At 37.3% G+C, this 12,531-nt stretch carries 16 protein-coding genes; 11 read left to right on the forward strand and 5 right to left on the reverse strand.

Translation table 11 applies throughout. The features are described from left to right. Positions 1-43: 43 nt before the first annotated feature. The 4 genes from QNH29_RS05635 to QNH29_RS05650 form a co-directional block, all read right to left on the reverse strand. On the reverse strand, positions 44-472 hold the full coding sequence (locus QNH29_RS05635) for a VOC family protein (RefSeq protein WP_283863861.1): 429 nt from the start codon (positions 470-472) through the stop codon (positions 44-46). Between the two features lie 127 nt (positions 473-599). Then, positions 600-1,721, reverse strand: coding sequence for a Ger(x)C family spore germination protein (locus QNH29_RS05640; RefSeq protein WP_283863862.1), 1,122 nt, complete (start codon positions 1,719-1,721; stop codon positions 600-602). Further along, positions 1,718-2,812, reverse strand: coding sequence for a GerAB/ArcD/ProY family transporter (locus QNH29_RS05645; protein WP_283863863.1), 1,095 nt, complete (start codon positions 2,810-2,812; stop codon positions 1,718-1,720). Before QNH29_RS05645 ends, QNH29_RS05640 begins: the two co-directional genes overlap by 4 nt. Beyond that, positions 2,809-4,176: a spore germination protein gene (locus QNH29_RS05650; RefSeq protein ID WP_283863864.1), complete on the reverse strand. Its 1,368-nt coding sequence runs from the start codon at positions 4,174-4,176 to the stop codon at positions 2,809-2,811. The genes QNH29_RS05645 and QNH29_RS05650 overlap by 4 nt, the downstream gene beginning before the upstream one ends. Positions 4,177-4,268: 92 nt before the next feature. Between QNH29_RS05650 and QNH29_RS05655 the strand changes: the two genes are divergently transcribed. From QNH29_RS05655 to QNH29_RS05705, 11 genes are all read left to right on the forward strand, one after another. Further along, positions 4,269-4,394 (forward strand): hypothetical protein, encoded by a 126-nt coding sequence (locus QNH29_RS05655; RefSeq protein ID WP_283863865.1) that lies wholly within the window; start codon positions 4,269-4,271, stop codon positions 4,392-4,394. Between the two features lie 27 nt (positions 4,395-4,421). Then, a complete protein-coding gene (gene hpt, locus QNH29_RS05660; RefSeq protein WP_481858820.1) occupies positions 4,422-4,925 on the forward strand; it encodes a hypoxanthine phosphoribosyltransferase in 504 nt (167 codons plus the stop codon). Positions 4,926-4,957: 32 nt separating this feature from the next. After that, a complete protein-coding gene (locus QNH29_RS05665) occupies positions 4,958-5,188 on the forward strand; it encodes a hypothetical protein (RefSeq protein WP_283863867.1) in 231 nt (76 codons plus the stop codon). Between the two features lie 147 nt (positions 5,189-5,335). Next, entirely contained in the window at positions 5,336-6,256 is a 921-nt protein-coding gene (gene cyoE / locus QNH29_RS05670) for a heme o synthase (RefSeq protein ID WP_283863868.1), read from the forward strand. Positions 6,257-6,429: 173 nt separating this feature from the next. Further along, positions 6,430-6,933, forward strand: coding sequence for a hypothetical protein (locus tag QNH29_RS05675; protein WP_283863869.1), 504 nt, complete (start codon positions 6,430-6,432; stop codon positions 6,931-6,933). After that, entirely contained in the window at positions 6,915-7,064 is a 150-nt protein-coding gene (locus QNH29_RS05680) for a hypothetical protein (RefSeq protein WP_283863870.1), read from the forward strand. The genes QNH29_RS05675 and QNH29_RS05680 overlap by 19 nt, the downstream gene beginning before the upstream one ends. 13 nt (positions 7,065-7,077) lie before the next feature. After that, complete coding sequence (locus tag QNH29_RS05685; RefSeq protein WP_283865544.1) at positions 7,078-7,545, forward strand: cytochrome c oxidase subunit II; 468 nt, start codon at positions 7,078-7,080, stop codon at positions 7,543-7,545. Between the two features lie 14 nt (positions 7,546-7,559). Beyond that, a complete protein-coding gene (locus QNH29_RS05690) occupies positions 7,560-9,236 on the forward strand; it encodes a cbb3-type cytochrome c oxidase subunit I (protein WP_283863871.1) in 1,677 nt (558 codons plus the stop codon). Between the two features lie 68 nt (positions 9,237-9,304). Then, positions 9,305-9,937 (forward strand): SCO family protein, encoded by a 633-nt coding sequence (locus QNH29_RS05695; protein ID WP_283863872.1) that lies wholly within the window; start codon positions 9,305-9,307, stop codon positions 9,935-9,937. A gap of 3 nt (positions 9,938-9,940) precedes the next feature. After that, on the forward strand, positions 9,941-10,498 hold the full coding sequence (locus tag QNH29_RS05700; protein WP_283863873.1) for a hypothetical protein: 558 nt from the start codon (positions 9,941-9,943) through the stop codon (positions 10,496-10,498). A gap of 32 nt (positions 10,499-10,530) precedes the next feature. Continuing rightward, on the forward strand, positions 10,531-11,139 hold the full coding sequence (locus QNH29_RS05705; protein WP_283863874.1) for a methyltransferase: 609 nt from the start codon (positions 10,531-10,533) through the stop codon (positions 11,137-11,139). Between the two features lie 37 nt (positions 11,140-11,176). Here the strand turns inward: QNH29_RS05705 and QNH29_RS05710 are convergent, their stop codons facing one another. Beyond that, positions 11,177-12,295 (reverse strand): GIY-YIG nuclease family protein, encoded by a 1,119-nt coding sequence (locus QNH29_RS05710; RefSeq protein WP_283863875.1) that lies wholly within the window; start codon positions 12,293-12,295, stop codon positions 11,177-11,179. Positions 12,296-12,531 lie beyond the last annotated feature (236 nt).

Here is a 12,531-nt window from a genome sequence, read left to right on the forward strand (position 1 = left end):
AAGGATACAGTCATTAGAGGCTGTATCCTTTTATGTGTGAAAATTAACTTCCGTATTCTCCGCTATCATGGCTGATTTGCCAATGGATACCGAATTTATCTGTTACTTGACCATAGAGTTTTGCCCAGAAGGTTTCTTGGAGCTCCATCGTCACCTTTCCGCCTTCTTTTAATTGATCATACCATGATTGAATATCATCCAAATTTTTGCTTACGAGGGCAAGTGTTACATTATTACCTTCAATAAATGGTGACCCAGGGAAGTTATCAGAAAACATGACATTGCTGCCATCAATGTTAAGTCGTGTATGCATGACTAAATCTTTTACTTCCTCTGGCATTTGATAATCTGGATGTTGCGGTGAGTCACCAAAGGTCATGATATTTGGTGTGTCTGTCTTAAAAACCTTCGCATAAAATTCTACTGCTTGGCGCGTATTTCCATTAAAAACTAGATAAGCATTTACTGGCATTTACTTCACTCCTCTAAAATGGCTATGTACAAATTTCATTCTCTCCGTTTAATTCTATATTAGACTGTCTTTATCCTTTTTTGTACTCTAAGTTTGAGTAATTACTATCAATGGTTTGTAAATTTGATTATTCTATAATACCAGTACTCATAACCTCGACCTTAACATTCACATCAAAGGCCATTTCGGGATAAAGCTTTAGCCATTCTTTATAGGTATCCTTAGTATGAAGTCTGGTGGCTTTATATCGAACACCAAATCCTAAAGGATCCACTTCATTTTCCTGGAACTTTTTAAGGAGGGCTGTTATGTCTTTTTTTGCAACCTCACTCGCATGCTTACTAAAGGTACTAAGGTCTTTTATATTCATTCCCTGGTTCGATTCCTCAATAATCCCCTCCATCGTAACATCCATTTTTAAGACCGGTTTCTGTTTTGGTTTTGTAATTATTTTAAAATTTGTTTTTGCTGTATCGATGGAAACGGTATACTGAAGATCATCCCTTTTTACCGTTAAATCCGTCCTTTGAACGTTATTCAACAACAGATTGCATATTTTAGTCTCCATAGGGGTCAGTTTAAAAGGATCTTTATTTTTAGCAAGAAGGACTGAACTATTTACAATAATTTTCTTTTTGTCTTTGCTAGAAGTTAAAACTGGTAAAATTGGATCTATTCCCGTCTCTAGCATTCTCCGCCTAAGGTCAAAAAGAAAAGTAGTCACAATATAAGAACTTTCAACCCCATTTTGATCAAATAGATTAAATAAGGCATGGGAGCCAGCCATTTCGGACGAGGGCTCTGCCTTTAAAACACTTTCAGCATTTGGTGTCCCAACTGCTACCCAGGAGATTCTCTGAATGTCCCTTCTTCGGACAAAAATGTCCAACACCTCCGTTAAGTCATGGTGAAGAATTTCCTTTCCTAATACAATCACCTTTGCATGGCCAAAATCGATTTCTTTATCCACATGTGTCTTTAACAGGCGAATGGCTGCGGCGATGGATTCACTTTCCTTCGTCAGGTAAGTATATTCTGTTCCTGATTGTTTTAGAGAACCAGAGGGAACTGCAAGTTTAAGGATGATCTTGTAAGGTTTCTTTTCGTTATCCGTATGATCAATCCCAATGGACATAACGAAAATTCTTTTGTCGATGTCTTTAAATCCACATCCAGATTGAAGGATCAGCAATAGTGCAAGTAGGGTTGCGATAAAGGGTTTTCCTAAACGACTTACGATAATCTTCAAACCTTAGCCCTCCTTTTAATCATCCAAAAAAGGCCAAACATGAAAAAGAATGAACAGAGCAGGTAATTCAGAAAATAGCTTGAAAACTTTAGAAGTTGGTATTCCGTTAGATAGGTAACACTTTGCAAGCCTCCCAGCCAGAAAAGCCCAATAAAAAGAAAAGGAGTAAGGTTATGTTTGTGCATTGTCATTTTTTTGAACCAAATAATGCTTTTTAGCAGCTCTAAGGTAACATGCCAGTGTATCAGAACGCTGAGAAAAGAAATGGCCAAGTACAGGAGCAAGAAGATATAAAGCACCCGTTCCACAATAAAAAGTTCTAATCGAAGTGTATCACTGGTTGTAATCCATGGGTAAACCACGTGTTCGACCGCATTAAATCCGAGCATGCCAATTGGGATAAAATATGTAGTAACAAACGTTGCTCCCCCAATGAACGCTATAAAGAGCATGTTTTTCCAGTTAATTCGCTGATCTCTTTTAAAGAGGCGATTAAAGATGACGAGATTAAATCCACCTAATAATAAATAGATAGAAGCGGCGATTGCTGAAAAACTAGGGTAGTGATTGATATACATTAGCGATTCTTTGATAAAATCCAATTTCAACTCAGGGGCTGTGTATGCTTTGAGTGTAATAACAAAAATAAAAGGCAGACAGCATAACAGAACGGTCTCAATCGTAAAAAGGACACTCTTGCTTTTCATCAAGATGCCATAGGAGAGAAACGCCAAGAAGGTGGCTGAGATCCAGGGCAAAGGCATATCTGGGGTTAGAAACCTTTTTAATAAAAAGGAGAATGTCACTAATGTAATAAGGCCTGCGATATACCAAGTGCAGGAAGTGACAAATATAATCGTAAAAGATAACCACCGGGGTAGATACCTCTTAGTTAAGTCGGGAAGACCTTTGCCAGGGAATAAGTTAAAAAAACGGGTACAAAGATAGCAGAAAACCAATCCTAAAAAAAAGGAAATAATCATGGAATTGATTGCCCCCTCCGTCCTTTGTGATATAAGAATCTTTGGGACTGAGGCGACAACATTGGCTACCATATTAACAAAGACAAGGTAAAAAAAGTAACGGTTCATGTGGAAGTCCTCTCCGTTTCTGTTCGCTTGCTCTGAAGGTAGATTTTAAAATAGGGTTCTCCGAAGCTATTCAATTGCGATAAATACATTAGTAATCCTATTAGCCCAAATAACAAACCCGCCAGACCAGCAAAACTGGAGATAGCAAGGAGAATAAACCGAACCACTCGTATGGCAAAACTCATTTCGTTGATCGGTATGACAAAGGTTGATATCGCCACGGCGCCAACAATAATAATCATGATATTAGAAGCCAAGGCCGCTTCTGTTGCAGCCTGTCCCAAAATTAACCCTCCAACCGTTGTCGCTGTACCAGTGACGGCCTTAGGCAGGCGTATACTGGCCTCTGTTAAAAGTTCCATGAAAACCAGTAAAAAGAGAACCTCAATAAACGATGGGTATGGGACGCCAATCCGGCTGCCTGCTACGGACAGGGCAAGCTCCACTCGGAACACCTCGGGATTGTAGGAGGTAGCTGCAACGTATAATCCTGGCAGGGTTAGGCAGGCAAACAATCCAAAATAACGAAGTAGCTTTAAAAATTTCGTAATCCAATAAGATCCGTATTTATCATCCATTGAAGACATAAAATCAAAAAAGACGGCAGGTGCAAGGACGGTAGTGTGACTGCCATCCAGTAAAAGAATAACTTTGCCTCCTGCGAGATTATAAACGACACGGTCAGTGCGCTCTGTCATCATCATGATTGGCATTAAGGAGCGTTTTTTATCGTTTAATAAGCGGTTCAACTCCATTGTTGACTGGACAGTTTGGGGTTTAATGGAATTAAGTTTACTTTTAATGTTTTCTAAGACTTCATCTAGGACAACTTCTGCATCATATAGAATGGCCAAGGTTAGATGTGTCTTTTCGCCAATATCCATCGTCTCTATTTTAAGCGAGGACTTGTGGTAGCGTTGGCGAATCAGATTGATATTGGTTACAATATCCTCACTAAGAGATAATTGTGGTCCTTGAATTGTAGGCTCTATCAATGATTCTAAAACGGTATCTGAGTTAACTTTTTTTATATCCAATAAGAGGAGTTGATTCCGAATCGCAACGATCACACTTCCCTTGGTCAAATCAAGCAGAATTTGTTCTTTTGCTTTAATTTCTTGCAGGTTTGGCAGAGAGCTTAAATAAGCGGCTACATGCCGGTCATTTCCCAATTCAAAGAAAGGTTTAATGACTAGCTGCTGGAGTTGTGCTCCATCCACAACCGTTTTGATGTATAAAAGCTCTGTATGTTTTTCATCAATATGTAATGGTTTGTATACCAAATCAAAGGATGGCTTTAATTCCTCTGATAACCAGTCCAAGGTCTCCCGGATATTCCCCTTATTCTGTTTCTCAAAACTCATCAAATCTCACCTCCTAATCGGTTTATCCCTCAGTTATCAGCAATTTGCATGTTTTTGTAGAAGAAGGGAATTTTAGGTTTATCTTGTCCTCAATGGCAATCATCATACACATTACTAGCAGGTTGTTAGGGGCACATTTTTTTGTTATGGTGAAAACGTTAGTAGAAACAAAAGATAATAATAATGTTAAATCCGGAATGTTAAGAAAGAAGGAATGAGTAGTGACTTTTCAGGTGAAAGAAACGATGATTTCAGAATCAAAAATTAAACAAAGAGTAAAAGAATTAGCTGAGGAAATTGAAAGAGATTTTAACAATGAAGATATTATGTTAATCGTTGTACTTAAAGGGTCTTTTGTATTCGCAGCCGACTTGATTCGTGAAATGAAAGGGAATATCAACGTCGATTTCATTTCAGTTTCTAGCTACAGCAATCAAACAGAAACAACCGGAAAAGTGAAGCTATTAAAAGATCTTGATGAAGATATCACGAATAAAAATGTTGTTGTAGTTGAAGATATTATAGATAGCGGGTTGACACTACATTTTTTGAGAGATCATTTGAATATGCACAAACCAAAACGGATTAAAATATGTACACTCTTAGACAAGCCTGAAAGAAGAAGAGTGGATTTACCGGTCGACTATGTTGGCTTTGTCATCCCAGATGAATTCATCGTGGGTTATGGAATCGATTACGCACAAAAGTATAGAAATTTACCTTATATTGCCACGGTGGAAGAGGTTTAGTTTTCCTGCATCTAAAGAGGAGGTTTTCTATTTTGACTGCAAATATTTTTAAAGGAAAGAATGAAGAAGAAAAAAATAACCTTGAGGAAATTCTTGAACATTCGATTGAAGTAGAAGAAGATCTCATGAGGACCTACCTAATTACAGCGGAGCGGATTCACGATAATGATGAATTAAAGGAGCGCCTCGAAAACTTTGCAGAAGGAAATGCAAAAAGAACAAAACAGCTGATCGATGAATTGAAGGATAGTAAAGAGAAATAAAAAGAAGCTGTGGGAAATGAATATGCTCCCACAGTTTTTTGTTTTCCGCTGGATATTTGTTAAAAAACTAAAAGTGATTCAAATCATGTATGTTGCTTTAAAAGTGTGATTTAATGAAGGTAAAGGAATGGTTAGGAGGTATAGTCCATGGGTATAAACGAAATACCTTCTAGTGAAAAAGGGAATTCACCTTTTTTAAATACTTCTGCCTTGTTAAAAGATTTAAAAGCACTTTTTAAGGCTGGTGTATTATTTGCCAATGTTCTACCGGTATTTACAGGATTCTGGTTAGCTAATTATTTTACTGGGAATTCTTTTGTAGATAACTTGGGATTATTCCTCTTGACAATCATTGGCAGTACATTGGTAATGGCTGGAGCGCTTATCCTAAATAATTGGTACGATGTTGATATTGATACGATAATGGAACGAACAAAAAATCGACCAACCGTAACAGGAAATATTCCTCTTAAAATTGTGTTAAAAATGGGGATTTTCTTTACCATAATTGGGTTCATGATGTTACTATTTACCACCATCGAAGCCGCCATTTACGGTTTCATTGGTTGGTTCACGTATGTGTTTTTATATACGATGTGGTCAAAACGAAGATATACGTTTAATACAATTATCGGGAGTGTATCGGGTGCGGTAACACCGTTAATCGGTTGGGCAGCAATAGAATCCAGCTTGCACATCGTTCCCATCATATTATTTTTGATCTTATTTATTTTTCAAATGCCGCATACTTTTGCGATTGCGATGAGGAAATGTGAAGAATATAAGGCCGCTGGGGTTGCAATGCTTCCAGTGGTACGTGGATTTAAAATTACAAAAGTGCAAATTATCATTTATGTGGCCTGCCTGCTGCCATTCCCATTTTTTTTAACTTCACTCGGTTCCATGTTTATAGTGATTGCGACTATCTTGAATGTGGGGTGGTTAGCTGTAAGTATCGCTGGTTTTTTTTCCAAGAATGACCTTAAGTGGGCCTATGTAATATTTTTGTATTCCGTAAATTATATAATGGTACTATTTTTGTTAATGGTTATAGTTACTATTATTTAATAAAGAGAGAACTGCCCCTGAACTGCATTACATTTGCAGATCAGGGGCAGTTTTTTATTTTAGGCTAAAAGAAAATTACCATGGTTTATCTGGGTCAGATTGTGCCGGTAATTTGGGGAGGCATGATTTATCGGCACTATCCGGGTCAGATTGTGCCGGTAATTTGAGGAGGCATGATTTATCAGCACTATCCGGGTCAGATTGTGCCGGTAATTTGGGGAGGCATGATTTATCGGCACTATCCGGGTCAGATTGTGCCGGTAATTTGGGGAGGCATGATTTATCGGCACTATCCGGGTCAGATTGTGCCGGTAATTTGGGGAGGCATGATTTATCAGCACTATCCGGGTCAGATTGTGCCGGTAATTTGGGGAGGCATGATTTATCAGTACTATCTCGGTCTGATTGTTCCGTTAATCTGTGGAGCTATGATTTATCGGCACTATCCCGCCGTAATTGTTCCTGTAATTTGGGGGCCTTGGATTTTCGAGGAGCCATCGTGCCTTCCACGCAAATCAACAGAGTGCCAATATCAATATTTAGCTTTATCACAGCATATTTTTAAAAAAAATTATGTGCCCGTGATGCAGTTCACTACACTGAGAATCACTCGCAATTATGATAGAGATAAGAACAAATTAAGGGGGTTGAATTTCCAATGGGAGCTGCAAAAGTGAATCACAATAAAAAGGAAGCGAAAGAGTACGAAGCACCATTAAAAGGAACATGGATTTCCGTCACAGTGGTTGGCATTGTTATTGTTGCTACGTATCTAGTACTATATGGACTTTATATGGCGAGAATTTAAGGGGGGATAAATGATGAAAATGCATCTTGATGAAAAGATATGGCTTACGATCAGTTTTGGTATCATCATGGGATTCATGTTAATTACAGGATATCAAGCTTTTGCTTTAGAAATGGGACCGCCAAGTAATATGGAAACGATTGATCCTCAAAAAGTCGATCAAACTGTACCTTTTGATAAACCTGGATTGAAACAAATTGGCGACAATGAATATGAAGTGGTTATGACTTTACAAGCCTTTGGGTTTACTCCTAACAATATTGAAATACCTGCAGGAGCAAAGGTTACTTTTATCATGACCTCAAAAGACGTGGTTCATGGATTTGAAGTAGCAGGAACCAATATAAATGCGATGGTTATGCCAGGGCATATTCAAAAAATCACACAAACATTTGATAAACCAGGAAATTATTTAGTGATCTGTAACGAATATTGTGGTGCAGGTCACCAATTGATGAGTACAACTATTACGGTTAAGTAAGGGGGGAAGTTAAAATGGCAATTCCAAAAAGTATTATGGAAAAAACAAATAAAGCAATGGGAATTAGTTCAGAGGATGCTAAAATAACGAAATCATATATATTTACAGCATTTATGGCACTATTGATTGGTGGATTTTTAGGATTGATTCAAGGTTTAAACCGTGCAGGACTTTTAGAACTTCCATCATGGCTTAATTACTATCAAGTTCTAACAGCACATGGCTTATTATTAATTCTTGTGTTAACGGCTTTCTTTACGATTGGATACTTTTATGCTTCACTTTCTCATACTTTAGGAGGGCTTCTTCCAAAGGTTAGAAGGATTGCTTGGGTTGGTTTTTGGTTGAAAATGGTTGGGTTTGTACTGGCAGTCATTCCAATCTTGATGAATGAAGCTTCCGTTATGTATACATTTTATCCGCCAATGGCAGCTCATCCAGTATTTTATCTTGGCTTAGTGTTTATTGTATTAGGGGTATGGGCGTGCTGTATTGGCTCATTTATACAAGTGGCGAACTGGAGAAAGAACAATAAAGGTCAACACGTTCCAATTCTAGCTTACTTTGCAACAGGTGTATTTGTTCTATTGTTCTTCGCACTTATCCCAGTAGCAATCGAAGTTTTAGTTATGATTTTACCATGGTCCTTAGGCTGGGTTGAGACAATCAATGTTATGGTTGCCCGGACACTATTTTGGGCATTTGGACATACGTTGGTTAATATTTGGTATTTAACTGCTGTATCAGCGTGGTATGTAGTAGTACCAAAAATTATTGGCGGCAGACGCTGGAGTGACGTATTAACTCGTGTGGTTATTATAGCTCTAGTTGTTATGAACATTACTGGTGGTTTCCACCACCAAATTATTGATCCTGGTATCAATGAAGTTGTTAAATTTATGCACGTGTTTATGAGCCTAGCGATTGGCTTCCCATCGTTAATGACAGCTTTTGCCTTGTTTGCAGTATTTGAAAGAACAGCAAGAAGAAAAGGCGGAAAAGGACTTATTGGCTGGTGGAAGAAGATGCCGTGGGGCGATGTTCGTTTCCTAGCGCCATTTATTGCAATGGTTGCTTTCATACCAGCAGGTGCAGGCGGTATTGCACAAAGCACGAACCAGTTAGATCAGGTTGTTCACAATACCATGTGGATTGTTGGACATTTCCATTTAACATTAGGTATGTCAGTCGTAATGACATTCTTTGGAATCAGTTATTGGTTAGTTCCTTATATTTCAAAACGTGTATTAACTCCACAGATAAATAAATTAGGTGTTATCCAAACTTGGATTTGGACAGTAGGTATGATCTTTATGGCTGGTGCTATGCACTGGGTTGGATTACTGGGCTCACCAAGAAGAACTTCCTACACCACCTATGGTGACCATGCAACAGCTCTAGGCTGGGACCCATACTTAATGTGCTTAGCAGTAGGAGGAACACTTTTAATTATTGGGGTCATTCTTCAAGTGTATGCCGTTATTAATATGATGTTTTTTGCTCCAAAAGGAGAAACAGAATTTCCAATTGCGGAAGAAGAAGAAAATGCAACAAAAACACCATATTGGACTGAGCGCTGGGGCATTTGGATCGTAGTTATGCTGATTGTAGTTGCAATGGCATATGTAATACCACTAACAGAATTTATCGTAAATGCACCGCCAGGATCACCACCTTATAAAACTTGGTGATAAAAAGGAGAGAGATAGTTCCAATTCTTGGGCTATCTCTTTATTAAATAAGTTGGATGTGATCTATCATGATCAAAAATAAACATAACACCATTTCGTTAGTTTTAGTTCTCGTATTTGGATTCGTATTATTTTTCATAGGAACAGATGGATTCAGTGCCTATACTGCCGAAACCGCTCGAGTAAAGCAGTTGATCGATGATAAACCAAAATTCCCAGACGTTACGCTTGAAGATAGCAATGGCCGTAAATATTCAATATCTGAGTTTGAAGATAAATATGTATTTATTACATTTTTATATACTTCCTGTACAACGGTTTGTCCTGAATTAGAATATAACATGAAGCAAGTTTATGATAAGGTGCCAAATAAGTTTTTAGGGAAAGATATTGTTTTTTTAAGTATCAGCTTTGATCCCGAAAGAGATGATCCTGCGACCTTAAACAAATACAAAGACTTTTTTAAGAGTGATGGAGAAACGTGGAGGATGGCTAGAGTCCCAAATCAAGAGGAGTTAGACCAATTGTTGAAAGCATTTGGCGTTATCGTGATTCCTGATGAATATGGTAATTTCGCCCATAATTCCGCCTTCTATTTAGTTGATCCAAAAGGCAGTTTGGTAAATGTGATGGATTACAAGGAAATAAATGCAACAGCTAAAACAGTTGTTAATCTACTTGAGAATGGAACGGAGGAATAGTCTATGAATCAGTCATTTTATGGCTTACTGCTATTTATTTTCTTAGTTGTTCCTCCCGTTGCAACATTCATGGAATCGATCATGGTGATTCATATGCATATGCAAATGCCGATGCTAGTCATAGCAGGCTTCTTAATGGCTCGATTTTTTCAAAAAAGATTTCCGGGATTTTTTGAAAAGTGGAACAGTAATGGGGTACCAGGCATTCTTTTATTTGTGATTATCATGGTATACTGGATGTTACCCCGAACCATGGATGAAGCTTTGACGACACAAACAGTAGAAGTGTTTAAATTTATTAGTTTGCCATTTTTGGCTGGAGTTTCATTAAGAGATAGTTGGAAAAAACTAGGTGGATTTGGAAGGAATTCGACCATTATTAGTTTCACGATTATGTTTTTAGGATTAGGCTGGTTATATGTTTGGTCACCGGTACAATTATGTAATAACTATCTGTTAATCGAGCAAGTCACTCTGGGATGGGCATTTTTAACGACAGCAATTGGTTTGGTGGTCTACTTGGGGTACAATTTTTTTATCGACCCTTCAGCTTATGAATAAACAAGAGTTATGGGGCGGGCAGGAGTATAATCATGAAAGAACAGTATTATGATGAATTGTTGAATATCTCTACAGTGGGAGACCAAAAGGGCTACAATAAGTCTTACCATTATCACAGGTATGAGCCAACTCCCTATTGTGCACTAGGTTTATTATTTAAGCAGTATGAATTAAAAAGTACCGATCACATTGTTGATTTTGGATGCGGAAAAGGCAGATTAAATTTTTTTATTCATCACTTATTTCATGCCTCTGTTACAGGAATTGAAATGAATGAGACTTTATATAAAGAGGCAGTTGAAAACCAAAAGAATTACCTGAAACAGAATAAAAATGCTAAGGATAAAATTCAATTCCATTGCTGCTTGGCAGAAAAATATGAAATAGACCCGTTGGATAATCGATTTTACTTTTTTAACCCTTTTACGGTTCCGATTTTTTGGAAAATCATTAATAAAATATTAGCTTCAGTCGAAAAGTTCAAACGTGAAGTTGACGTGATTTTATATTATCCATCGGAGGATTATATCTATTTGTTAGAAAACGTCACCTTATTTGAGTTAAAGACAGAAGTCCAGCTTCCAGGTTTGTATGAAAACAATCAAAATGAGCGATTTTTAATCTATCGCCTGTCATACTAAAAATAGCCCTCGTTGCACCCGACATCCTGAGGGCTATTTAAGTGGTTTTCACTTTTATTTTATTGGAGATTAATTTATTAAGTGCCTTTTCAACATTTGCTTGATTTTGCTGGAGAATCCATTTTTTTGGTATGGTTATATAATGGCAGTGGCTGCTTTTAATAAAGTTATAAATGATTTGAGCTTCGTCGATTTCTTCTCTGTCTAATTCCTTAAAGGGTTGAGGTGAATCATTATTAAATTTAGTTAAAATCAGCATACTAAGATGCTCAACGGATGTTTGATCAATATCAAATTTCTTACTAAAGAGAATCTTGTTGCGTTTAATGAGAAATAGTTTGCAGGTTTCCTCGCCTAAGAATTCAAGAACAGCTACATTCTGCTGTTTCTCTGTGAATTCAATTACCTTTTCCTTCTTAATTAAAAAATTAATAGCCTCAATTCTATCCCTATACGTTGCTGCAGCTTCGAAATCGAAGCTTTCAGAAGCAAGAGCCATTCGCAGCTTCATTTCTTCCAGTATCGCCATGTCCTTGCCAGACAATAATCCAATGATATTGTCTACTATTTTATTATACTCTTGAATAACAGAATTACCGCGGCACATTCCAATACATAAACCGAGGGAATGGTTTAAGCATGGAGAATTGGTTATTTTATTGCTGCTGCAAAGTATTTTAAAGGTTTCCTTTATCCCAATTATAGCTTGTTCCACTCTAGTTTTACTTGGAAATGGACCAAAATAAAGCCTTCCATCCTGTTCTAGTTTTGTGTTTGTTATATCAATGGTGCGAAACACTTTATCCCTATTAATGACAATATACGAATAGGATTGCGGGCTTTTCATCATTTTATTAAATAATGGTTTTATTTCCCTAATTAATTTACATTCCAGCATAAATGCCTCAAATTCGGTATCAGTCAAAATAAACTCAAAATCCCTAATATTACTAACAAGTTTAATGATTTTTTGCGGATGAGCCTTTGAATGCTGAAAGTAGGATTGGACCCGTCGATTTAAATTCTTGGCTTTACCGACATAAATAATTGTACCGGTACTATCTTTCATTAGATAGACTCCGGGAGTTGCGGGAAGACTTTTTACCTTTTCTTTTAAAAAAATAATACCCATTCCCCCTCCATTTTTTTTTATCATAACATATTCAATCCCCCTTTATAGAACATTATGCCAAGGGGCAGGACAAACATTGATCTATTCTATTCATACAAAAAAATAATGGCATTGGAAGGATTAATAAAACAGTAATTGCAAAAAATAATCATGCCCAAAAGGGGAGGAGAAGCTCGTAGTTGAGCTTCTCCTCTCTTCGCGTAATGGGGGAATATGACATTTATCATGCTTGCGATATGACAGCTGTCTACAATGTGTGA

It is taken from the genome of Neobacillus sp. DY30, assembly GCF_030123065.1.
Taxonomy (GTDB): Bacteria; Bacillota; Bacilli; order Bacillales; family Cytobacillaceae; genus Neobacillus.

Bases quoted from the DNA above. Each gene is read 5' to 3' on its own strand.
- QNH29_RS05635 (WP_283863861.1), bottom strand. From the start codon at position 472: ATGCCAGTAAATGCTTATCTAGTTTTTAATGGAAATACGCGCCAAGCA.
- QNH29_RS05645 (WP_283863863.1), bottom strand. From the start codon at position 2,812: ATGAACCGTTACTTTTTTTACCTTGTCTTTGTTAATATGGTAGCCAAT.
- QNH29_RS05650 (WP_283863864.1), bottom strand. From the start codon at position 4,176: ATGAGTTTTGAGAAACAGAATAAGGGGAATATCCGGGAGACCTTGGAC.
- QNH29_RS05655 (WP_283863865.1), top strand. From the start codon at position 4,269: ATGGCAATCATCATACACATTACTAGCAGGTTGTTAGGGGCACATTTT.
- hpt (WP_481858820.1), top strand. From the start codon at position 4,422: ATGATTTCAGAATCAAAAATTAAACAAAGAGTAAAAGAATTAGCTGAG.
- cyoE (WP_283863868.1), top strand. From the start codon at position 5,336: ATGGGTATAAACGAAATACCTTCTAGTGAAAAAGGGAATTCACCTTTT.
- QNH29_RS05675 (WP_283863869.1), top strand. From the start codon at position 6,430: ATGATTTATCAGCACTATCCGGGTCAGATTGTGCCGGTAATTTGGGGA.
- QNH29_RS05680 (WP_283863870.1), top strand. From the start codon at position 6,915: ATGGGAGCTGCAAAAGTGAATCACAATAAAAAGGAAGCGAAAGAGTAC.
- QNH29_RS05685 (WP_283865544.1), top strand. From the start codon at position 7,078: ATGAAAATGCATCTTGATGAAAAGATATGGCTTACGATCAGTTTTGGT.
- QNH29_RS05690 (WP_283863871.1), top strand. From the start codon at position 7,560: ATGGCAATTCCAAAAAGTATTATGGAAAAAACAAATAAAGCAATGGGA.
- QNH29_RS05695 (WP_283863872.1), top strand. From the start codon at position 9,305: ATGATCAAAAATAAACATAACACCATTTCGTTAGTTTTAGTTCTCGTA.
- QNH29_RS05700 (WP_283863873.1), top strand. From the start codon at position 9,941: ATGAATCAGTCATTTTATGGCTTACTGCTATTTATTTTCTTAGTTGTT.
- QNH29_RS05705 (WP_283863874.1), top strand. From the start codon at position 10,531: ATGAAAGAACAGTATTATGATGAATTGTTGAATATCTCTACAGTGGGA.
- QNH29_RS05710 (WP_283863875.1), bottom strand. From the start codon at position 12,295: ATGATAAAAAAAAATGGAGGGGGAATGGGTATTATTTTTTTAAAAGAA.